22 protein-coding genes are annotated in these 21,639 nt (G+C 65.3%); 12 read left to right on the forward strand and 10 right to left on the reverse strand.

What is annotated here, in order from left to right; genetic code table 11:
- Nucleotides 1-52 precede the first annotated feature (52 nt).
- A complete protein-coding gene (locus J8847_RS07765; RefSeq protein ID WP_211524111.1) occupies nucleotides 53-541 on the forward strand; it encodes a hypothetical protein in 489 nt (162 codons plus the stop codon).
- A 122-nt stretch (nucleotides 542-663) separates the two neighbouring features.
- Here J8847_RS07765 and parC read toward each other — a convergent pair whose 3' ends face one another.
- Both parC and J8847_RS07775 read right to left on the reverse strand, forming a co-directional pair.
- On the reverse strand, nucleotides 664-3,000 hold the full coding sequence (gene parC / locus J8847_RS07770) for a DNA topoisomerase IV subunit A (protein ID WP_211524112.1): 2,337 nt from the start codon (nucleotides 2,998-3,000) through the stop codon (nucleotides 664-666).
- Between the two features lie 62 nt (nucleotides 3,001-3,062).
- A complete protein-coding gene (locus J8847_RS07775; protein ID WP_211524113.1) occupies nucleotides 3,063-5,060 on the reverse strand; it encodes a DNA topoisomerase IV subunit B in 1,998 nt (665 codons plus the stop codon).
- A gap of 227 nt (nucleotides 5,061-5,287) precedes the next feature.
- On the opposite strand from J8847_RS07775, the gene J8847_RS07780 reads away from it, so the two are divergent.
- The 3 genes from J8847_RS07780 (at nucleotide 5,288) to J8847_RS07790 (ending at nucleotide 7,677) form a co-directional block, all read left to right on the forward strand.
- A complete protein-coding gene (locus J8847_RS07780) occupies nucleotides 5,288-6,112 on the forward strand; it encodes a two-component system response regulator (protein WP_229512617.1) in 825 nt (274 codons plus the stop codon).
- A gap of 139 nt (nucleotides 6,113-6,251) precedes the next feature.
- On the forward strand, nucleotides 6,252-7,241 hold the full coding sequence (locus J8847_RS07785; protein WP_373999855.1) for a gamma-glutamyl-gamma-aminobutyrate hydrolase family protein: 990 nt from the start codon (nucleotides 6,252-6,254) through the stop codon (nucleotides 7,239-7,241).
- A gap of 97 nt (nucleotides 7,242-7,338) precedes the next feature.
- On the forward strand, nucleotides 7,339-7,677 hold the full coding sequence (locus J8847_RS07790) for a hypothetical protein (protein ID WP_211524115.1): 339 nt from the start codon (nucleotides 7,339-7,341) through the stop codon (nucleotides 7,675-7,677).
- Nucleotides 7,678-7,832: 155 nt separating this feature from the next.
- On the opposite strand, the gene J8847_RS07795 is transcribed toward J8847_RS07790, so the two are convergent.
- Nucleotides 7,833-8,510, reverse strand: a complete 678-nt coding sequence (locus tag J8847_RS07795; protein ID WP_211524116.1) for a helix-turn-helix transcriptional regulator — start codon at nucleotides 8,508-8,510, stop codon at nucleotides 7,833-7,835.
- A 73-nt stretch (nucleotides 8,511-8,583) separates the two neighbouring features.
- On the opposite strand from J8847_RS07795, the gene J8847_RS07800 reads away from it, so the two are divergent.
- A complete protein-coding gene (locus tag J8847_RS07800) occupies nucleotides 8,584-8,931 on the forward strand; it encodes an NIPSNAP family protein (protein ID WP_211524117.1) in 348 nt (115 codons plus the stop codon).
- Nucleotides 8,912-9,256 (forward strand): antibiotic biosynthesis monooxygenase, encoded by a 345-nt coding sequence (locus J8847_RS07805; protein WP_211524118.1) that lies wholly within the window; start codon nucleotides 8,912-8,914, stop codon nucleotides 9,254-9,256. The genes J8847_RS07800 and J8847_RS07805 overlap by 20 nt, the downstream gene beginning before the upstream one ends.
- Nucleotides 9,257-9,264: 8 nt before the next feature.
- Here J8847_RS07805 and J8847_RS07810 read toward each other — a convergent pair whose 3' ends face one another.
- The 5 genes from J8847_RS07810 to J8847_RS07830 all read right to left on the reverse strand — a co-directional run bounded on the left by J8847_RS07810 (nucleotide 9,265) and on the right by J8847_RS07830 (nucleotide 14,283).
- Complete coding sequence (locus J8847_RS07810) at nucleotides 9,265-10,395, reverse strand: YbdK family carboxylate-amine ligase (protein ID WP_211524119.1); 1,131 nt, start codon at nucleotides 10,393-10,395, stop codon at nucleotides 9,265-9,267.
- On the reverse strand, nucleotides 10,385-11,575 hold the full coding sequence (locus J8847_RS07815) for a cation:proton antiporter (protein WP_211524120.1): 1,191 nt from the start codon (nucleotides 11,573-11,575) through the stop codon (nucleotides 10,385-10,387). The genes J8847_RS07810 and J8847_RS07815 overlap by 11 nt, the downstream gene beginning before the upstream one ends.
- A gap of 95 nt (nucleotides 11,576-11,670) precedes the next feature.
- Entirely contained in the window at nucleotides 11,671-12,840 is a 1,170-nt protein-coding gene (locus J8847_RS07820) for a VWA domain-containing protein (protein ID WP_211524121.1), read from the reverse strand.
- A gap of 4 nt (nucleotides 12,841-12,844) precedes the next feature.
- Nucleotides 12,845-13,432 (reverse strand): GNAT family N-acetyltransferase, encoded by a 588-nt coding sequence (locus J8847_RS07825; protein ID WP_211524122.1) that lies wholly within the window; start codon nucleotides 13,430-13,432, stop codon nucleotides 12,845-12,847.
- Nucleotides 13,429-14,283 (reverse strand): MoxR family ATPase, encoded by an 855-nt coding sequence (locus tag J8847_RS07830; protein ID WP_211524123.1) that lies wholly within the window; start codon nucleotides 14,281-14,283, stop codon nucleotides 13,429-13,431. Before J8847_RS07830 ends, J8847_RS07825 begins: the two co-directional genes overlap by 4 nt.
- A gap of 176 nt (nucleotides 14,284-14,459) precedes the next feature.
- Here J8847_RS07830 and J8847_RS07835 point away from each other — a divergent pair, with 176 nt between their 5' ends.
- From J8847_RS07835 to J8847_RS07850, 4 genes are all read left to right on the forward strand, one after another.
- A complete protein-coding gene (locus tag J8847_RS07835; protein WP_211524124.1) occupies nucleotides 14,460-14,798 on the forward strand; it encodes a cytochrome c in 339 nt (112 codons plus the stop codon).
- A gap of 8 nt (nucleotides 14,799-14,806) precedes the next feature.
- Nucleotides 14,807-15,148 carry a cytochrome c gene (locus J8847_RS07840; protein ID WP_211524125.1) on the forward strand — a complete coding sequence of 114 codons (342 nt, stop codon included), beginning with the start codon at nucleotides 14,807-14,809 and terminating at the stop codon, nucleotides 15,146-15,148.
- Nucleotides 15,149-15,232: 84 nt separating this feature from the next.
- A complete protein-coding gene (locus tag J8847_RS07845) occupies nucleotides 15,233-16,156 on the forward strand; it encodes an alpha/beta fold hydrolase (protein ID WP_211524126.1) in 924 nt (307 codons plus the stop codon).
- An 82-nt stretch (nucleotides 16,157-16,238) separates the two neighbouring features.
- The gene (locus J8847_RS07850) at nucleotides 16,239-17,753 is read left to right on the forward strand and encodes a SulP family inorganic anion transporter (RefSeq protein ID WP_211524127.1); all 1,515 of its coding nucleotides are present in this window, start codon (nucleotides 16,239-16,241) and stop codon (nucleotides 17,751-17,753) included.
- Between the two features lie 6 nt (nucleotides 17,754-17,759).
- On the opposite strand, the gene J8847_RS07855 is transcribed toward J8847_RS07850, so the two are convergent.
- Nucleotides 17,760-18,188 (reverse strand): DUF1841 family protein, encoded by a 429-nt coding sequence (locus tag J8847_RS07855; RefSeq protein ID WP_211524128.1) that lies wholly within the window; start codon nucleotides 18,186-18,188, stop codon nucleotides 17,760-17,762.
- A gap of 205 nt (nucleotides 18,189-18,393) precedes the next feature.
- Nucleotides 18,394-19,029, reverse strand: coding sequence for an RNA pyrophosphohydrolase (locus J8847_RS07860; protein WP_211524129.1), 636 nt, complete (start codon nucleotides 19,027-19,029; stop codon nucleotides 18,394-18,396).
- Between the two features lie 205 nt (nucleotides 19,030-19,234).
- Between J8847_RS07860 and J8847_RS07865 the strand changes: the two genes are divergently transcribed.
- Both J8847_RS07865 and J8847_RS07870 read left to right on the forward strand, forming a co-directional pair.
- On the forward strand, nucleotides 19,235-20,953 hold the full coding sequence (locus tag J8847_RS07865; RefSeq protein WP_211524130.1) for a proline--tRNA ligase: 1,719 nt from the start codon (nucleotides 19,235-19,237) through the stop codon (nucleotides 20,951-20,953).
- Nucleotides 20,953-21,576, forward strand: coding sequence for a lytic transglycosylase domain-containing protein (locus J8847_RS07870; protein ID WP_211524131.1), 624 nt, complete (start codon nucleotides 20,953-20,955; stop codon nucleotides 21,574-21,576). The genes J8847_RS07865 and J8847_RS07870 overlap by 1 nt, the downstream gene beginning before the upstream one ends.
- Nucleotides 21,577-21,639: the final 63 nt, after the last annotated feature.

Raw genomic sequence — 21,639 nt, forward strand, 5'->3', positions numbered from 1 at the left:
AAATTATTTCGCAAATGAATATATTTGCGGGACCCACCGGAAAGGAAACATCATGAACAAACTGATCGCTACCCTCGTTGCAGGCCTGTTCGCTACCGGCGCTTATGCTCAGACCACCGTCAACGCCACTGCCAGCGCGGAAGTCGTGAAAGCGGAAGCCAAGGCCGAGAAGGATGTTGCCAAGGCGGAAGCCAAGGAAGTCAAGAAGGCTGCCAAGGCTGACGAGAAGGTGAACAAGGCGGTGGCGGACGCGACCGAGAAGAAGGCCAAGGCGCACTCGAAGCTGGTCGAGCAGCACGCCGATGCGGCTGAAAAAGTGGCCAAGGCCGATCCGGAAGACCGCGCCAAGGCCATGGCCAAGGCCGAAGAGAAGGTGGCGGATGCCAACCTGAAGGCCGAGAAGAAGATGATCAAGGCTGATGAGAAGCTGCTCAAGGTCCAGGTCGATGCGGCGGCGGACAAGGCGCAGGCTGCGGCCAAGACGGAGCAGGTGCGTGCCGAGGCGGCTGCCGATGTGCATAAGGCTGCGGCGAAGCACTAAGCCTCTTGCTGTAACGGAAAACGCCGGCTTGATGCCGGCGTTTTTTATGCGCTATCGGTGTGCGGACAAACTTGGGTTCCCGCCCCACAATAAAAAACGCCGGCGCGAAGCCGGCGTTCCCATCAAGCAGCAGCCTTGCTTGCCTCGGTCTCCCGCATCCCCAAGTCCAGCGCCTTGAGACGCGCCGACAGCGGCTTGCCCTTGCGCGCCCGCTTGCCGAAGTGCGGCTCCAGCCCCGACGCGAACAGTTCCACGACACGCTCCTTCGAGCCCGCCCAGGTCCCCATCACATTCAGTCCCTTCTGGCTGATCGGCTGCGCCGCCAGCAGCGTTTCTTTCGGCTCCAGCTCCATCAGCGTGACGCCGCGGCCGCCATTGGTCAGCACCTTCATCTCGTCGATGCCGAACACCAGCACGCGGCCCTTCTCCGACAGGCAGGCGATCGCGCCCGCGGTGTCGGTCACCACGCGCGGCGGCAGCGGTACGGCGCCGTCGTCCAGGGTGATGAAGGACTTGCCGCCCTTCAGGCGGCTGACCATGTCGCCCGCCTTGGCGATGAAGCCGAAGCCGTTCGAGGTGGCCAGCAGCAGGCGCGTGTCCGGATTGCCGGCGAAGTAGTGCAGAATGCGCACGCCGCCCGACAGGTCGACCAGGGTCGTGATCGGCACGCCGTCGCCGCGCGCGCCCGGCAGGGCCGCCACCGGCACCGAATACAGCTTGCCGTTGTCGCCGATGCCCAGCAGGTGGTCGACGGTGCGGCATTCGAAGGCCTTGTACAGCGAGTCGCCCGCCTTGAAGGTGAACTGCGCCGGATCGTGGCCGATGCCGGTGCGCGCGCGCACCCAGCCCTTTTCCGAAACGATCACGGTGACCGGCTCGTCGATGACCTTCTGCTCGGCCACGGCCTTCTGCGCTTCCTCGATCAGGGTGCGGCGGTCGTCGCCGAACTGCTTGGCGTCCTGCTCGATCTCCTTGATGATCACGCGCTTCATGGTGGACGGATTGTCCAGGATGTCCTGCAGCTTTTCCTTTTCCGAGCGCAGGTCCGCCAGCTCCTGCTGGATCTTGATCGCTTCCAGGCGCGCCAGCTGGCGCAGGCGGATCTCGAGGATATCCTCGGCCTGGCGGTCGCTCAGGCGGAACTCCTCGATCAGCGCGGCCTTCGGCTCGTCCGAATTACGGATGATGGCGATCACCTTGTCGATGTTCAGCAGGACGATCTCGCGGCCTTCCAGGATGTGGATGCGGTCATTGACCTTGCCCAGCCTGAATTCGGTCCGGCGGCGCACGGTCACGAAGCGGTAGTCGATCCATTCCTGCAGGATGGCGCTCAGGCCCTTCTGGCGCGGACGGCCGTCGCCGCCGATCATCACCAGGTTGATCGGGCTGGAGCTCTCGAGCGAGGTGTGCGCGAGCAGCATCAGCATGAATTCGGTCTGGTCCTGGTTCTTCGACTTCGGCTCGAACACCAGGCGCACCGGCGCATCGCGGCCCGATTCGTCGCGCACGGTGTCGAGCGCGCCGAGGATGGTTTGCTTGAGCGCCAGCTGCTCCGGCAGCAGGGCCTTCTTGCCCAGCTTGATCTTCGGGTTGGTCAGTTCTTCGATTTCTTCCAGCACGCGCTGACTGGACGCGCCCGGCGGGAGTTCGTAGACCACGGCTTGCCACTGGCCGCGCGCCAGTTCTTCGATCTTCCAGCGCGCACGCACCTTCATCGAGCCGCGGCCGGTGGAGTACATGTCGGCGACCTGCGAGGCCGGGGTGATGATCTGGCCGCCGCCCGGGAAGTCCGGACCCGGGATCAGGGTCATCAGCTCGGCGTGGGTGATCTTGGGATTGCGGATCATCGCCACGGCTGCCTGCGCCACTTCGCGCAGGTTGTGCGAAGGGATCTCGGTGGCCAGGCCGACCGCGATGCCCGAGGCGCCGTTGAGCAGCACCATCGGCAGGCGTGCCGGCAGGGTGCGCGGTTCGTCGGTCGAGCCGTCGTAGTTCGGCTGGTAGTCGACCGTGCCCATGTCGATCTCGTCGAGCAGCAGGCGCGAGATCGGGGTCAGGCGGGCTTCGGTATAACGCATCGCCGCGGCGCCGTCGCCGTCGCGCGAGCCGAAGTTGCCCTGGCCGTCGATCAGCGGATAGCGCAGCGAGAAGTCCTGGGCCATGCGCACCAGCGCATCGTAGACCGACTGGTCGCCGTGCGGGTGCAGCTTGCCGAGCACGTCGCCGACCACGGCAGCCGACTTGCGCGGCTTGGCGGTCGGGCCCAGGCCCAGTTCATTCATCGCGTACAGGATGCGGCGCTGCACCGGCTTCTGGCCGTCGGACACGTCCGGCAGCGCGCGGCCCTTCACGACCGAGACCGCGTAGTCCAGGTAGGCGCGCTCGGCGAAAGTGGAAAGGGTGAGCGTTTCCTGGTCGGAGGGCTCGTGTTGTTGTTCGAAGAGGCTTGCTTGTGACATGTTTGTTTGTTCGTTTCTGGCGGAGTTTGTGGCTGCGGTGCGCTTAAACGACCACTACCTGATTAGATATCCGCCTCAGTCTCGTTCCCGTGTTCCTCAATCCACGCCCGTCGCGCGGCCGCTTCACCCTTACCCATCAGCATATTGAAACGCGATGCCGATTCGGCCAGGTTGTACTCGCCGAAGGACACCGGCAGCAGGCGGCGGGTATCCGGATTCATCGTGGTTTCCCACAGCTGCTCGGCGTTCATCTCGCCCAGGCCCTTGAAGCGGGAGATGCTCCAGGTACCCTCCCGCAAGCCTTCCTTCTTGAGCTTGTCCTCGATCGCCAGCAGTTCGCCGTCGTCCAGCGCGTACAGCTTCTGGATCGGCTTCTTGCCGCGCGCCGGCACGTCCACGCGGTACAGCGGCGGACGCGCGATGCAGATGTTCCCGTTCCTGAACAGGGCAGGGAAGTGCTTGAAGAACAGCGTCAGCAGCAGGACCTGGATGTGCGAGCCGTCGACGTCCGCATCGGACAGGATGCAGATCTTCCCGTAGCGCAGGCCGCTCAGGTCCGGATTGTCGTCCGGGCCGTGCGGGTCGACGCCCATCGCCACCGCGATGTCGTGGATCTCGTTGTTCGCGAACAGGCGGTCGCGGTCGGTCTCCCAGGAGTTCAGCACCTTGCCGCGCAGCGGCAGGATGGCCTGGAATTCCTTGTCGCGGCCCATCTTGGCCGAACCGCCCGCCGAGTCGCCCTCGACCAGGAACAGTTCGTTGCGCGTGATGTCGCTCGATTCGCAATCGGTCAGCTTACCCGGCAGGACAGCCACGCCGGACGACTTCTTCTTCTCGACCTTCTGCAGCGAACGCAGGCGCGACTGGGCCTGCTTGATCACCAGCTCGGCCAGCTTCTTGCCGTATTCGACGTGCTGGTTCAGCCACAGCTCGAGCGGCGGACGGGTGAAGGTCGACACCAGCTTGACCGCGTCGCGCGAGTTCAGGCGCTCCTTGGTCTGGCCCTGGAATTGCGGGTCCAGCACCTTGGCCGACAGCACGAAGGAAACGCGTGCGAACACGTCTTCCGGCAGCAGCTTGACGCCTTTCGGCAGCAGCGAGTGCAGCTCGACGAAGCTCTTCACGGCGCCGAACAGGCCGTCGCGCAGGCCGGATTCGTGGGTGCCGCCGCTCGGGGTCGGAATCAGGTTGACGTAGGACTCGCGCACCACGCCGCCTTCCTCGGTCCAGGCCACCACCCAGGCCGCGCCTTCGCCTTCGGCGAAACCTTCGTCGCCGGCGGCGGCGAACTGCGCGCCTTCGAACAGCGGGATCAGGGTCTGGCCGCTGGAGCTCTGGTTCAGCGCCTCGGTCAGGTAGCCGCGCAGGCCTTCGTCATAGCGCCAGGTCTGGACGTCGCCGGTCTTTTCGATCGTCAGGGTGACGGTCACGCCCGGCAGCAGCACCGCTTTCGAACGCAGCAGGCGCTGCAGCTCGGACATCGGGATGTTGGGGGAATCGAAGTATTTGCCGTCCGGCCAGGCGGTGACGCGGGTGCCGTTCTTCTTGCCGCCGCGCTCAGCCGGGCTGGAAGTCAGCGGCTCGACCACGTCGCCGGCCTCGAAGGCCAGCTGGTGCACGCCGTTGCCCTGGTCGTCCTTGCGCCAGACGGTGATCTCGAGGCGCTTGGACAGCGCGTTGGTCACCGACACGCCGACGCCGTGCAGGCCGCCCGAGAAGGCGTAGGCGCCGCCCGAGCCCTTGTCGAACTTGCCGCCGGCGTGCAGGCGCGTAAACACGATCTCGACCGTGGACACGCCTTCTTCCGGGTGCAGGCCCACGGGAATGCCGCGGCCGTCGTCCTCGACCGTGATCGAGCCGTCGGTGTTGAGCGTCACCCCGATGTTCTTGCAGTGACCGCCAAGCGCCTCGTCCGAGGCGTTGTCGATCACTTCCTGGATGATGTGGAGCGGATTTTCGGTCCGGGTATACATGCCCGGACGCTGTTTCACAGGTTCGAGTCCCTTGAGGACGCGGATGGATGATTCGCTGTAATCGGATGCGGGTTTCTTAGAGGCCATGCTGATGTTCATTTATCGAATGCTTGCGCATTCTATCTTGTCGAGCAGAAAAAAAATCGAACTTTTCGTTCCGCCCGGATTCGTGCTTGCTACTTTGCACGCTTATGCTAGATTAAAAAGAATTGGCAGTTGCAAAAGGAAGGGCGTTTCCGATGCACGTGTCCAGGTATCCATTTACAGTCCGCCTGATGGGGTTCTCGCCGGCCGAAAGCACGCAGCTGGAGACTTTGCTCGCGCAAGCTCCGGAGCTGGGGCCGTCGTATTTTTGCCTGCACGACGACAGTTTGCAAGAACCCGACCTGTATATCGCCGACGGCGGCAACCCCGCCGCCTTGGCGCGCCTGTGCTGCCTGCCGCCCTGCGCCCTCCAGCCCATCCTCCTGATCGGCGGCGACGGCGCCAGCAGCCGGCGCACCCTGCCGCGCCCCGTCGACCCGGCCCGCCTGTGCGAAACCCTGGCCGAACTGCTCGACACAAGGGTGCAGGCGCTGGCCGAATTGACCGCGCGCGGCGAATGCAGCCAGCCCGAACGCCGCCGAAGGCCCAGGCTGGAGCCGGACACCGAGGCGCCGGAGTTCTACCAGCGCATGCGCCAGGGACCGCCCGACGGCGCCGTGCTCATCATCGACAAGGGCGGCGCCTTCCGCGACCATGTGGCCTATGTGGTCGGCACCAAGCTTGGCGGTGCGCCACCAGGCCAGCACGGCAGCGGCCCGCCCGGCTGTGGCCGATCCGGCAGCGGCCGACCGGTCGAGTGGACCGACAGCAGCCGCGCCGCCGTGCGCCTGTGCGACGAAACACCGGTCTCGCTGGTCATGATCAATACCTGCGCCCCCGGCATCGAACCCTACAGCCTGAGCAGCGCCATCAAGTCCCAGCAAGGGGCCGGACGTACCGCCGTACTCTTCCTGGTCAGTCAATCGTTCAAGTACGACAGCCTGCGCGCCCGCGATGCGGGGGTGCGCGGCTTGCTCGACAAACCCGTGGCGGACCGCCATCTCGTGGCGACTTTCCAGAAGCTGCTAGCGCTACCGACATCAAAACCACTGTAATTGCATACAGTATTATCCGAAATTGGAAATTCCGCAAGCTGCGATTTGGCGGCGTGGCATGGCGGGAACGATGGGATTTTTGCAACATTAAATCGTGCGCGGCCGCCGCGACGTTATATTGATGGCTATGGCGGAACACATGCACAAGCAGGACGACGAAGAACCTGGTCCTCCAATCCCGAAGGATCCGGACACGCCCGTGCGCATCCCCGACCGGCGCGCCACCGAAGGCCCGGGGCGGGGCGGACGCGCCCGCTACCAGCGCGACGGCGACACCCCGCTGGCGCTCGCCGGCCGTGTGCTGACTTCGCGCTTCCGCGCCTTGCGCGAACGCTTCAACCGCGACTTCATGCAGCGCACGCTGCACATCGGCGTCTCGGCCCGTATCTTCCATCCGGAACCCGGCGCACGCGGCCTGCTCAGCAAGAACCTGCAATACCTCGAAGAATCGATCGCCCAATGGGTCATGTCGCGTGACGTGCTGGTGTTCATGATCCCGACCGTCAATACCAGCGGCCTTCTGCACCCGAGCAACATTACGCTACGCCACTATGCGCGCCACCTGGACGGGCTGGTGCTGCAGGGCGGGGCGGACGTGGCGCCGCAAACCTATTCCGAAACCCCGACCCGGCCCGAATGGGCGGGCGACCGCGCGCGCGACGTCTACGAGCTGGAGCTGCTGCACGAGTTCGTCGACGCCGGCAAACCGGTGTTGGGTGTGTGCCGCGGTTGCCAGCTGATCAATGTCGCCTTCGGCGGCACCCTGTACCAGGACGTGGCCACCAATGTGCCGGACGCACTGGCTCACGTGCACGACCTGTACGACGCGCACCGCCACGACATCGTCTTCCCCCAGGGTTCGTCGCTGAGCCGCATGTTCCCGGATGTGAAGAAGGCGGTGGTCAACTCGATCCACCACCAGGCGGTGAAGGAACTGGGGCGCGACATCGTGGTCGAGGCCTATTCCGAACCGGACGGCATCGTCGAAGCCATCCGCTACCGCCGCGCCGATTTCGTCATGGGGCTGCAGTGGCATCCCGAGTTCCACCGCGCCGGCGGCGTCGACCTGCTGGACTGCACGCCCGTGCTCGACGAATTCCTGCGCGCGGCCCGCGAAACCCGGCTGTAATCCCCATCGCCTTGTCGAAAACGCTTGCTTTCGCTTCATAATTGAATGAGAATCATTCTCATCAAATGAATCGGCAATGTTTTCCAGAGAGGCTTGCATGAATTCTTTCTTTGCAGACGAACTACCAGCGGCACCGGCCGGGCGCAGCCAGGACGCACTGCTGGTCGCATCTTTGTTGCACTTGATGTCGCATTACACGGCGCGGGAAGAGGGGGAAGCGCCTTGCGTCAAGCTGGCTTCGGTGATCGAGCGCCACCTGTGTGCGCTGGCGCGCTTGCCGGATGTCGATCCGGTGCTGCGCGCGACGTGCGAGCAGTTGACGGAGAAGTGGGCTGCGCTGGTTGACGCCAAGCTGCCGGCGCCAAGCAAGACGCCGCTGCTGGCGCGGTTCATGAAGGGCGCGTGGCCGGGAAAGGCTGCTGCGGTCGCAGGCTAGCTGACCTATTTTTGTCCATTAGCAGTAAGACCGTCGCCCGGCGAAGGCCGGGGCCCAAGTTCGTTGAGCAGCCGATACGCACGCAAAACTTGGGTCCCGGCCTTCGCCGGGACGACGGTCTTGAGGTTAAAGGTAGAAATGTAAGTTGGGAAACGCTAACCGAGCCAATCGCGCAAGGCCGCCTCACCGGCCGCGCTGAACGTCATCACCCGCGTTTGCGGCAGCCGCCGCGCCCAACCCAGCTGCTCGCAGCGATCCAGGATCGCGCCGCCGAGCAGCCCGGCCAGATGATGGCGCCGCTCGCTCCAATCCAGGCAGGTGCGGCAAACCGGCCGCCGTCCTTTGCTTAACGCTCCCGGTTCAATCCCGAGTTCGGCGGCCATGCGTTCTCCCGTTTCCGTGAGCACGATGCCGTCCGCCCCAATGCCGAATGCGCCGCGCGCCGCCAGCCGTTCATAGACCAACACCCCCAGCTCCCCCGCCAGGTGGTCGTAGCACACCCGCGCCTTGCGCAAGGCGGGTTCGCGCGGCCCCGGCTGGAGCGGCAGCGAGCCGACGCCAAAGGCCACGCCCATCAGCGACTCCAGCATCTGCGCCACGTCGGCGCCTGCGATGCGGAAGTAGCGGTGCCGCCCCTGGGCCTCGACCTCCAGCAAGCCGGCATCGACCAGCTTGGCCAGGTGGGTACTGATGGTCTGGCGCGTGACGCCGGCCGCGTCGGCCAGCTCGGTCGCGGTGAGCGCCTTCCCCGCCATGAGCAGGTTGAGCACCTGGGCCCTGGCGTGGTCGCCGATCAAGGCGGCGATGGCAGTGATGTTTGGTCCGTCTCTCATGCTTCGATCTTAGCCGAAGCATCGCGCAGGGGCCAAGGGCTACAGTAGTGCCTCCAGAACACAAGGAGTCCACATGACCATCACCTGCTTCATCCGCTACCAGATCGATCCCTTCCAGAAGGAGCAATTCCGCCGCTACGCCGAAAACTGGGGCCGCATCATTCCGCGCTGCGGCGGCGACCTGCTCGGCTACTTCCTGCCGCACGAAGGCACCAACGACGAGGCGTGGGGACTGATCGCCTTCGACAGCCTGGCCGCCTACGAGGCCTACCGCGCCCGCCTGAGGACGGACGAGGAAGCGCGCGCCAACTTCGCCATGGCCCAGGAGCAGCGCTTCATCCTGCGCGAACAGCGCACCTTCACCGAGGTGGTCGACAACACCCTGCGCCCGGGAGGCTGGCGTGATCGCGGTCATATTTGAGGTCGAGCCGGAAGCGGCGCAGCGCCAGGCCTACCTCGACATCGCGGCGCGCCTGAAAGGGCAGCTGGAAACCATCGACGGCTTCATTTCGATCGAGCGTTTCGAATCGCTGTCGCGGCCAGGCAGGATCCTGTCGCTGTCCTTCTGGCGCGACGAGGAAGCGGTCAAGCGCTGGCGCACGCTGGACGCGCACCGCGAAGCCCAGGCGGCAGGGCGGGGAGGCATCTTCCGCGATTACCGGCTGCGCGTGGCCGCGGTACTGCGCGACTACGGCCTGCACGAGCGCGACGAGGCGCCGCCGGATTCGCGGCTGGCGCATAGGTAGAGCGAAGGTCAGCGAAAACGCCGCTCGCCCCTGAAACGCCCGATGGCGGCATTCACCATCGCCTCCACGCTGCCATCGCGCTCGTAATAGCGCCGCAGCAGCGAGGCGTCCGTGCCTTCCCTGGCCGCCGCGGCAAGGTGCTGGAGCGCATCCATGCTGCCCAGCGCCTCCGCATGCGGCACCATCTTTTCCAGGGTCGCCAGGATGTCCTCGCGCAGCGAGACGTTCTCGTAGCTCTTGGGCAGCGTGACCGTCCCTTCCAGCCCGAAGCGGCAGGCCTGGAAGCGGTTGTAGTTGTAGACGAGGTAATCGTCCTCCACCGGCGCCTCCTCGCCGCGCGCCAGCAGGTGGCGGCACAGCGCCTGCAGGTAGCCGGCCAGCGCGGCGGCGCGCTCCACCGTGAGCGGCGTGTCGCACACGCGCAGCTCGATGGTCCCGTATTCGGGCTTGGGCCGCAGGTCCCAGTAGAAGTCCTTCATGCTCTTGATGATCTTGGTACGTTCCATCTTGGCGAAGAAGACCTCGTTGAACTCCTGCCAGGACAGCATGAAGGGCGCGCGTCCGCTCATGGGAAAGGCGAACACGGAATTCAGGCGCGCCGAGTCGAAGCCGCTGTCGTGCCCCTGCACGAAAGGCGAGGAGCTTGAGAGGGCGATGAAGTGAGGGATGTAGCGCCCCAGCGCATGCAGCAGGAACAGCGCATCGTCGCCGCTGGCGCAGCCGATGTGCACGTGCTGGCCGAACACGGTGAACTGCTTGGCCAGGTAGCCGTACAGCTGCGACAGGTATTCGTAGCGCGGCTTGGCCGAGATGCGCCGTTCCGACCAGTGCTGGAAGGGGTGAGTGCCGCCGCCGGCGATGCCGATGTTGAGGGTGTCGCTGGCCGCCACCAGGGTGTCGCGGATCTCGATCAGTTCGGCCAGCAGCGGCCCGTAGGCGGTTTGCACGCTCGAGTTAATCTCGATCATGCTCTCGGTGATCTCGGGCGTCACGTTGCCCGGGAAGGGCTTGCGGTTCAGCAGGTGCAGCAGGTCGGGGCTGGCCGCGGTCAGGTCGAAGTCGGACAGGCTGACCAGCTGCAGTTCCAGCTCGACCCCGAAGGTCAGCGGCTGGGAGGCGGCGAAGGCTTCAAGCGGCATGGTTGGGCTCCGGTGCTTCGCGCGCCCAGAACAGCGCGCGCTGGATGATGATCGGGCCGAAGACTTCGAGCAGCATGGTCACTCCCGCCATCGCCCGCAATTCTTCCACCACCGTCACGCCCGCATGGCGCGCATGCTCGAGCAGCAGGATCACGAACACCGACAGCGGCGCCAGGCCCAGGCCCGTGAGCGCGCCCTTGCGCCAGGATATGCCCGACAGGTGCGCGAAGGCGGTCACGCCGACAGTCTTGGTGAGCATGCGCACCAGCACCACGGCCACCGCGAGCGTGCTGCCTTCCATGACGGTGCGCCAGTTCAGGGTCGAGGCGGCGTACAGGAACAGCAGCACGGTCAGGAGTTCGCCCAGCGGGCCGAAGTTGCGCTGCGCCTGGCTGAAGGCGATGCGGCGGTGGCGCGCGGCCAGGCCGAAGGCCAGCGAAGCGACCACCGGCGACAGGGAGGCGACGTCGCAGATCGCGACGACCAGCACCACCGTCAGCGCGAAGGCGACGGTGGCGTCGTGGCCCGGGTTCCGGATCGCGCGCAGCAGGGCTGGCACCACGATGCCGAAGAGTGCGCCCACCAGGATCGAACCGGCCAGCATCACGGTGCTCTGCCACAGCGCTTCCGGCACCGCTTCATAGGTGCGGAAGATCCAGTAGCCGACGATGGCGTTGAAGGCGAACACCGCCAGCACGCAGTTCTGGGCCGACAGGTGCAGCACGCGCTCGGTCATCTGGCCCGAGCTGCGCTGTTCGTTGACGATGCGGACCACGGTGGCGGGCGAAGTGCCCATCGCCAGCGCGGCCATCATCAGGGCCGTCATCTCGGCGCTGCCGAAGGCGATGGCGACCAGGTAGACGGCGATGAAGGTCAGCCCGGCTTCCGCCAGCCCGGCCACGCCCACCCAGGGATTGATGCGCAGCCAGCGCAGGTTGATGCGGTAGCCGAGTTCGAACAGGATCAGGCCGAAGGCGATGTCCGCCAGCAGCGAGATGGCGCCCGCGTCCGGCATCGGCAGCACGCCGATCTGCGGATGGGCCAGCGCGAAGCCGACCAGGCCATAGAAGCTGATGCGCGGCAGGCCGGTCCAGCGCTGCCCGAATTCGCCGGCCAGCCAGGCGAGCGCCATGGCGAGCGGCCACGCAAGACTTGTCAACACGGACAGCAGGTCAGGCATTGGCATCCCCCGGAATAAGGTTTTGCCAATTTTACAAGGAAGCCCGCGCGCACGATTGCGCGTAGGAGTGCTCTTATCTGCTGCTTATTTGCTGCCTATTTGCTCAGCAGGCGCATGGCCCGTTCCAGGCCTTCGAGGGTGATCGGGAACATCCGGTTATTCATGATCTGGCGGATCACGGCGATCGACTGGCGGTACTGCCACAGGCTCTCCGGCTCCGGGTTCAGCCAGGCGAACTTGGGGAAGGCATTGGTGAAGCGCGCCAGCCAGGCCGCGCCGGCTTCCTCGTTGTTGTACTCGACCGAACCGCCCGGCGCCAGCACCTCGTAGGGGCTCATGGTGGCGTCGCCGACAAAAATCACGCGGGTGTCGGACGGATACTTGCGCAGCACGTCCCAGGTCGGGAAGCGCTCACTGTGGCGGCGCCGGTTGTTCTTCCACAGGTAGTCATAGACGCAGTTGTGGAAGTAATAGAACTCCATGTTCTTGAACTCGTTCTTCGACGCCGAGAACAGTTCCTCCACGCGCTCGATGTGGTCGTCCATCGAGCCGCCGACATCCAGCAGCATCACCACCTTGATGCGGTTCTTGCGCTCGGGCTGCATGCGGATGTCGAGGTAGCCGGCATTGCTGGCGGTGGCGCGGATGGTGTCGTCCAGCGCCAGTTCGTCGGCCGCGCCGGTGCGCGCGAAGCGCCGCAGGCGCCGCAGCGCCACCTTGATGTTGCGCGTGCCGAGCTCGCGCTCGTCGTCGTAGTCGCGGTAGCTGCGCTGCTCCCACACCTTCACGGCGGTGCGGTTGCGCCCCTGGCCGCCGATGCGGATGCCTTCCGGATTGGTGCCGCCGTTGCCGAAGGGCGAGGTGCCGCCGGTGCCGATCCACTTGTTGCCGCCTTCGTGACGCCCTTTTTGCTCCTTCAGCAGTTCTTCCAGACGCTGCTGCAGCTTGTCGTAGCCGAGCTTTTCGAGCTGGGCCTTCTGCTCGGGCGTGAGCTCGCGCTCGAAGCGCTTGAGCAGCCAGTCGAGCGGGATCTCGGCCTTCTCGTCGAATACCGCGTTCACGCCCTTGAAATAAGCCCCGAAGGCGCGGTCGAACTTGTCGAAGTGGGCCTCGTCCTTCACCAGCGTCAGGCGCGCAAGGAAATAGAACTCGTCGAGCGAGGGCGCGATGACCTGCTCTTGCATGGCCTCGAGCATGGTCAGGAATTCCTTGATCGTGACCGGCACCTTGGCGTCGCGCAGGGCGTAGAAGAAATCGATCAGCATGTGCTTACCTCGCGTGGCGCGCCAGCCTCTCGTGCAGGTAGGACTTGATCGCCGGCCACTCCGCGCGCACGACGCTGTACATGACGGTGTCGCGCACCGTGCCGTCGCGCCGCATGTGGTGGTGGCGCAGCACGCCGTCCTTCTTGGCGCCCAGGCGCTCGATGGCAGCCTGGGAGGCGAAGTTCTCGCAGTCGGTGCGCCAGCCCACCACGCCGCAGCCGAGGGTGTCGAAGGCGTGCGACATCAGCAGCAGCTTGCAGCTGGTGTTGACGTGGGTGCGCTGCACCCGCTTGGCGTACCAGGTGTAGCCGATCTCGACCCGGCCGATATCCGGCACGATGTCGTGGTAGCTGGTGGTGCCCAGCACCGTGCTTGATGCGGCATCGATGACGGCGAAGGCCAGGCGGTTGCGCGTGTCGAGCGCGGTGGCGATGTACTGCTCGGTGTCGTGCGGTTCCGGCACGCTGGTGACGCGCAGCTTCCACAGTTCGCCGTCGCTGGCGGCGGCGCGCAAGGCTTCGGCGTGGTGCATCGCCAGCGGTTCCAGGCGGACGCCGTTGAATTCCAGGGTGACCGGGGTCACGCGGATCATCGGTTGGTCCTCGACATGTAGACCAGGCGCTCGAACAGGTGCACGTCCTGCTCGTTCTTCAGCAGGGCGCCGGCCAAAGGCGGCACCACGGCTTTCGCATCCTGGCTGCGCAGGGCCTCGGCCGGGATGTCCTCGGCCAGCAGCAGCTTGAGCCAGTCGAGGAATTCCGAGGTCGAGGGTTTCTTCTTGATGCCGGCGACCTCGCGCAGCTCGTAGAAGCTCTGCAGCGCCGCGGCCAGCAGGTCCTGCTTGAGGGTCGGGAAGTGGACCTTGACGATGTCGGCCATCGTCTCGCGGTCCGGGAATTTAATGTAGTGGAAGAAGCAGCGGCGCAGGAAGGCGTCCGGCAGTTCCTTCTCGTTGTTCGAGGTGATGATCACCAGCGGGCGGTGCCTGGCCACGACCATTTCGCGGGTCTCGTAGACATAGAACTCCATGCGGTCCAGTTCGCGCAGCAGGTCGTTCGGGAACTCGATGTCGGCCTTGTCGATCTCGTCGATCAGCAGCACCACCGGCTCCGGCGCGGTGAAGGCCTGCCACAGCACGCCCTTGACGATGTAGTTGTGGATGTCGCGCACGCGCTCGTCGCCCAGCTGCGAATCGCGCAGGCGCGAGACGGCGTCGTATTCGTACAGGCCCTGCTGCGCCTTGGTGGTCGACTTCACGTGCCACTGCAGCAGCGGCATGTCGAGCGCGGCCGCCACTTCCTCGGCCAGCATGGTCTTGCCGGTGCCGGGTTCGCCCTTGATCAGGAGGGGACGGCCGAGGGTGAGCGCGGCGTTGACGGCCAGTTTCAGGTCGGCGGTGGCGACGTAGTTGTCGCTGCCTTCGAAGCGTTGGGAAGCTTGCATCGCGGGTGACAAATGAGAATGAAATGACATCGAGTATATGCCAGAACGGACCCCGTTACCCTACGCACGGTTTGTAGACTGGTGCCAACTCTTCAGATAGAATCGACAGGTTGGTGGACCATTTGCTAACTTTTTGTGCGTTTGCGGTATTCGAATTACAACTAACGAGCCACACCATGAAAAACTTTGTAGCAGTATTGGTACTGGCCGCGTGCGCCAGCGCCGCGGCAGCAGCGGACGTCGTCGGAGACCCGAAGTCCGCACGCAGCAAAATCGAAATGTGCATCGGCTGCCACGGTATCCCCGGCGGCTACAAGACCGCTTTCCCCGAGGTGTACCAGGTTCCGAAGATCGGCGGCCAGTCCGCCAAGTACATCGAATCCGCCCTGAAGGCCTACCGCAAGGGCGACCGCAAGCATCCCTCGATGACCGGCATCGCCTCGTCCATGAGCGACCAGGACATCGCCGACGTGGCGGCCTACTACGCCCAGCAGACCGAAGCCACCAAGCGATAAGGACAGCCATGAAAAAACTGATTTCCGCGCTGATCGTTGGCGCCTTCTGCATGAGCGCCGCATCGGCGGCCGACGTCGCCAAGGGCGAGAACCTGGTCAAGAAGTACAACTGCGCCGCCTGCCATGGCGCCGACTACAACAAGCCGATCGACCCGACCTATCCGAAGCTGGCCGGCCAGCATGCGGACTACCTGGCCCACGCCCTGCGCGCCTACAAGCGCGGCAACGGCACCAACGGCCGCGTCAACCCGATCATGGCGGCCCAGGTGCAGCCGCTGTCGAACCAGGACATGGCCGACATCGGCGCCTACCTGGCCAGCCTGCCGTCGCAGCTCGTCACGAGCAAATAAGCCGGCTGTTCCGGCTGCGGCACTGCGAACCCCTCCACCGGAGGGGTTTGTCGTTTTTACGCTCCATTCATTCGGGATAAGCCCATGACGCGCCTGCCTTCGATCCATCTCCTCGTCGTGGCGGTGCTGGCCGCCTTCGCCGCCCTGGCCTTTTTCACGCCGGTACAGGTGGCCGAAACCCTCTTCACGCTGGACCGCAAGCTGTCGGGACTCGAGCGCAAGGAGCTGGTGCTGCCCGGTGGTGAGCGCATCGTCTACCTGGAGGGCGGGAAGGGCGAACCCCTGTTGCTGCTGCACGGATTCCGTGGCAACAAGGACCACTTCACGCGCACGGCGCGTTCCCTCACGGGGCATTACCGGGTGATCGTGCCCGACCTGCTGGGCTTCGGCGAATCCGGTCATCCGCCGGGAGCCGACTACACGCCGGCGGCGCACGCGCGCAGGATGCATGCGTTCTTGCGGCAGCTTGGCGTCGATGCCGCGCACCTGGGCGGCAGCTCGATGGGCGGGCAGATCGCGCTGCACTATGCCGCGCTGTATCCGGAACAGACGCGCAGCCTGTGGCTGCTGGCGCCGAACGGCGTGCCGGGGGCCGAGCCGGGCGAAGTGGCCAGGAGCGTCGCGGCGGGCGGGCGCAATGTGCTGATGGCCAAAAACGAGGAGGAGTTCGCGGAGCTGTTCGAGGTGGTGATGGCGGATCCGCCTTTCATGCCGGGCTTCGTCAGGAATGTGATCGCGCAGGAATCGCTGCGCTATCAGGCGCTGCATGAGCGGATCTTCGTGGACGTCAACCGCAGCCCGGCGCCGGGCGCCGTGAAGGCGCCGGCGCTGATCGTGTGGGGAGCGCAGGACCGCGTGCTGCACGTGTCGGGGGCCGCGGCGCTCGCGCGCTCGATGCCGCAGGCGAAGGTGATCGTCATGCCGGGGGTGGGACATTTGCCGATGCTGGAGCGGGACCGGCAGGTGGCGGAAGATTATCTGGCGTTTCGGAAGGCGTTGGGCTGGTAACATACGGGCCCTTTGCTGCGGACGGTATTGGTTTGCGTAAATACAGCCAGCTCTTGCGCGCACCGAATCACCTGGAGTCCCCGTGTTATCCCCCACCCACCTCAAAACCAACCTGCTCAGCGGCCTCACCGTCGCCCTGGCCCTGGTCCCCGAAGCCATCGCCTTCGCCCTGGTCGCCCACGTCTCGCCGCTCACCGGCCTGTATGCCGCCGTGCTGGTCGCCCTGATCACCTCCGCCTTCGGCGGCCGCCCCGGCATGATCTCCGCCGCCGCCGGCTCGCTGGCGGTGGTCATGACCGCGCTGGTGGTCCAGCATGGCCCCCAATACCTGTTCGCCGCCGTGGTCCTGATGGGCGTATTGCAGCTGCTGTTCGCCGCCGCACGTCTGGGCAAGTTCATCCGCATGGTGCCGCATCCGGTCATGCTCGGCTTCGTCAACGGCCTGGCGCTGGTGATCTTCATCGCCCAGTTCGGCCACTTCAAGACTCCCGGCCCGGACGGCGCGCCCCAGTGGATGGAAGGCGCCGCGCTGGCGACCATGCTCGGCGTGGTGGCCGTGACCATGGCCGTGATCTACCTGACGCCGCGCATCACCAAGGCGGTGCCGGCCACCCTGGTCGGCATCCTGGCCGCCACCGCCGGCTGCGCGCTGCTCGGCATCGAGACCAAGACCGTGGGCGACCTCGGCTCCATCGCTGGCGGCCTGCCGTCCTTCGCGCTGCCCGAGGTGCCGTTCACGCTCGAGACCTTGCGCATCGTCTTCCCCTACGCGCTGGTGATGGCCGGCGTCGGCCTGATCGAGTCGCTGCTGACCCTGACCCTGATCGACGAGATCACCGACACCCGCGGCCAGCCGAACCGCGAATGCCTGGCGCTGGGCGCGTCCAACGTGGTCACCGGGCTGTTCGGCGGCATGGGCGGATGCGCCCTGATCGGCCAGAGCATGATCAACGTGAACAGCGGCGCCACCGGGCGCCTGTCCGGCATCTCCGCCTCGCTGTTCCTGCTGTCCTTCATCCTGGTGGGCTCGAGCTGGATCGAGCAGATCCCGCTGGCGGCCCTGATCGGCGTGATGTTCGTGGTGTGCGAAAAGACCTTCGAATGGGGCACCTTCCGCCTGTTCGGCAAGGTGCCGCGCGCGGATGCGCTGGTGATCGTGCTGGTGGCCGGCGTCACCCTGGCCTTCGACCTGGCGGTGGCGGTGCTGGCCGGCGTGATCGTCTCGGCCCTGGTGTTCGCCTGGCAGCATGCCAAGCAGGTGAGGGCGGGGGCCTTCGCCGACGCGCAGGGATGGAAGGTCTATGAGCTGGAGGGCACGCTGTTCTTCGCGTCGGTGAGCAACTTCCAGCAGCTGTTCACGCCCAGGGACGATCCCGAGGATGTGGTGATCGAATTCCGCCGTGCGCGCGTGGCCGACCATTCGGCCATCCAGGCCATCGACGCGCTGGCGGAGCGCTACCGCCAGCTGGGCAAGCGCCTGCACCTGCGCCACCTGAGCCCGGACTGCCGGGAACTGCTGGACAAGGCGCGGGACATGGTCGAGGTCAACGTGCTGGAGGATCCGCGCTACCACGTCGCGGACAATAAGCTGGGCTGAACGACATCAGGCGAAGGCGCGCCGGCGCACGCACTCGATGTAGCTCTCGGTGTCCGGGGGGACGCCGTTGCGCTGCGAAGCCCAGATCATCTCGCCCAAGCATTCCATGATCTCGTGGTGGGCGTCATGCTCGCCGCGCCTGGCCACCAGGGCGTCGTGCGCGGCCTTGATGCCGCGCGGCTGGTCGATCGAGACCTGCTCGACGATGGACAGGTGCATCGACAGGTGCAGGAAGGGATTCGGCTTGCCGCCTTCGACCGAATAGTCGCGCGCGATGGCCGCCTCGATGTCCTCGAGCTCCTCGTGGTATTCGGGATGCTGGGCGATCCAGTCGGCCGCGATCGCGTCCATCGGGGTCAGGATCTCGCCGTTGCGGTGCTTGCGCAGGGCTTCGCAGAAAAAGCGGCGCACGTCATGCGAGGACGGTGTGAACATGGCTGGGGGAGTGTAAAAAGACGGGAAGCCGGCATTGTAGCGCGATGGCGCGCCGGCTGCCGGCTCCTCCCTCCCGACTCAGCTGAGCGTAAGGAAGGGCATCCGGAGATTCCGAGCGGAATCCCAGAGAAGAAGGGAATGAAGCGGTCTTGCCTGCCTCACTCCCGATCATGCGGCGCGCGCATGAATGACTGTTGGCGCCTAATTACTTGTCCGGCGCCAACACCAGCGAGTCCGGCGCTGCCGGCCCCGCCGCGGCAGCCGCCATGGCAGGCTGCTGCTGGGACGGTTTGGCGCCCCCCTGGCCACGGCCGTGCGGCTGGCGCAGGTAGCGCGCCGAATGGCGGCGCTCGCCATGGCCACCCTTCGGCCAGGTGATAAAACGCGACAATTCCTGCAGCGCGCGCTGGTAGACGTCGCGCTTGAATTCGATCACCACGTCCAGCGGCACCCAGTAGTCATGCCAGCGCCAGGCGTCGAATTCGGGGTGGTCGGTCAGGCGCAGGTTCACGTCGTTGTCGCGCGCTACCATGCGCAACAAGAACCAGATCTGCTTCTGGCCGCGGTAGTGCCCCCGAATCTCGCGCTTGATGAAGTGGTCGGGCACTTCGTAGCGCAGCCAGTCGCGGGTGCGGCCAATGATCTTTACATGTTCCTGGCGCAAGCCGATTTCTTCCTCCAGCTCGCGGTACATCGCCTGTTCCGGCGTCTCGCCGTATTTGATACCCCCTTGCGGAAATTGCCACGAGTGCTCGCGCACCCGCTTGCCCCACCACACCTCGTTGTTGGCGTTCAGCAGGATGATGCCGACGTTGGGGCGAAACCCTTCACGATCGAGCATAAGTGCACCTCGAAACTTTCTGCCGGCGGTACGATCCTTATATTTTTACCTACAAATACAGCGCCCTTGGAAGGGCCCGCACCGCTTGCGCGGCAGGCGCTGCCTGTCTCGAACCCATTTGTAGAAAGTTTGGACGCATCAGCCGGCTAATCCTTTAAAATTAAGGTCGATTATAACTCTCTCTTTTTAAAAAGAATTCACCGATATGCGCGCCTCACGATTTTTTATTTCAACTCTTAAAGAAGCGCCTTCCGATGCCGAGATCGTCAGTCACCAGCTGATGATGCGCGCCGGGATGATCAAGCGCCTGGGCTCCGGTATTTACACCTACATGCCGATGGGCCTGCGCATCATCCGCAAGGTCGAAAATATCATCCGCGAGGAAATGAACCGTGCAGGCGCGATCGAACTGCTGATGCCGGTCGTCCAGCCGGCCGAACTGTGGCAGGAAACCGGCCGCTGGGACAAGATGGGTCCGGAACTGATGCGCGTCAAAGACCGTCACGGCCGCGACTACGCCATCCAGCCGACTTCGGAAGAAGTCGTCACCGACGTGGTGCGCAGCGAGTTGAAGTCCTACCGCCAGCTGCCGATCAACTTCTACCACATCCAGACCAAGTTCCGCGACGAGCGCCGTCCGCGCTTCGGCCTGATGCGCGGCCGCGAGTTCACGATGAAGGACGCCTATTCCTTCGACCGCGACGTCGCCGGCATGCAGGTGTCCTACCAGACCATGTTCGACGCCTACACCAGGATCTTCAACCGCTTTGGCCTGAAGTTCCGCGCGGTGGCGGCCGACAACGGCGCCATCGGCGGCACCGGCTCGCATGAATTCCACGTCATCGCCAGCACCGGTGAAGACGCGCTGGTGTACTGCCCGACCTCCGATTTCGCGGCCAACATCGAGGCCGCCGAAGCGCTGGCCCTGGGCGAACGCGGCGCGGCCGCCCAGCAGCTGACCAAGACCTCGACCCCGGGCAAGACCAAGTGCGAAGCCGTGGCCGAGCTGCTGAACATCCCGCTCCAGCACCACGTCAAGAGCATCGCCCTGACCGTCGAGAACGAAGGCAAGAAGGAATACTGGCTGCTGCTGCTGCGCGCCGACCACGAGCTGAACGAGATCAAGGTCACCAAGGTGGCGGGCCTGAAGGACTTCCGCTTCTCGACCGAAGCCGAGATCCAGGAAGCCTACGGCACCGTGCCGGGCTACCTGGGCCCGATCAACACCAAGCTGCCGGTCAAGGTCGTGGCCGACCGCACCGTCGCCAACATGGCCGACTTCGTGTGCGGCGCCAACGAGGCGGACTACCACTACACCGGCGCCAATTGGGGCCGCGACGTGGCCGAGCCGATCGTGGCCGACCTGCGCAACGTGGTCGAGGGCGACGCCTCGCCGGACGGCAAGGGCGTGCTGGCGATCGAGCGCGGCATCGAAGTGGGCCACGTGTTCCAGCTCGGCACCGCCTACTCGGAAGCGATGGGCGCGACCTACCTGGACGAAGGCGGCAAGCCGGTGGCGCTGCAGATGGGCTGCTACGGCATCGGCGTGACCCGCATCCTGGGCGCGGCGATCGAGCAGAACTTCGACGACAAGGGCATCGTCTGGCCGGACGCCATCGCTCCCTTCGAGCTGGTCCTGTGCCCGATGGGCCTGGATCGCAGCGAGATGGTCAAGGAGCAGACCGAGAAGCTGTACGCCGAACTGCAGGCGGCCGGCGTCGACGTGATCGTCGACGACCGCGGCCTGCGTCCGGGCGCGATGTTCGCGGACTGGGAGCTGATCGGCGTGCCGCACCGCGTGGTGATCGGCGAGCGCGGCCTCAAGGAAGGCAACCTGGAATACCAGGGCCGCCGCGATGCCGAAGCGACCAGCGTGGCCGTCGGCGACATGGTCGGCTTCATCAAGGACAAGCTGGGCAAGTGATGCTTGTCCGTCCTGCCTCCTGGCTGGGAGGCGTGCTGCTCGCAGCCGGGCTCGTGCTCGGCGGGGCGGCGCACGCCGGTAACCAGAAAGAGGAGGCGATGGCCGACTCGGTGCGCCTGGCGCTGGCCAATGCCATCGCCGACGCCCGTCCTCCCAAGCCGGTGCTGCGCACCGAGGCGGCGCGCCAGCGTTACCAGCAGTGGTTCGACGAGATGTCGCGGCGTCTGGCCAAGCGCATCCCGGACGCATTCTCGCGCACCGAATTCCTCGAAACGGTGTGGTACGAGTCGACCCGCGCCGGGCTCGATCCGGCGATGGTGCTGGGGCTGATCCAGGTGGAGTCGGCCTACCGCAAGTACGCCATCTCGATCGCGGGAGCGCGCGGCTACATGCAGGTGATGCCGTTCTGGACCAGGGTGATCGGCGATGGGGACCGGCGCAAGCTGTTCCACATGCAGACCAACCTGCGTTACGGCTGCTCGATCCTGCGCATGTACATCGACATGGAGAAGGGCGATCTTTACCTCGCGCTGGGGAGGTATAACGGCAGCCGGGGGAAGCCGCAGTATCCGAATGCGGTGTTCGCGGCGTGGAAGAAGTGGGAATTCAAGCCCTCTGTTTGAACAGCCGCACCATTATTCCTCCCGTCACCCTTTGAACCGTCATTCCCGCGAAGGCGGGAATCC

This window comes from Massilia sp. AB1 (assembly GCF_018119385.1).
Lineage (GTDB): Bacteria > Pseudomonadota > Gammaproteobacteria > Burkholderiales > Burkholderiaceae_D > Telluria.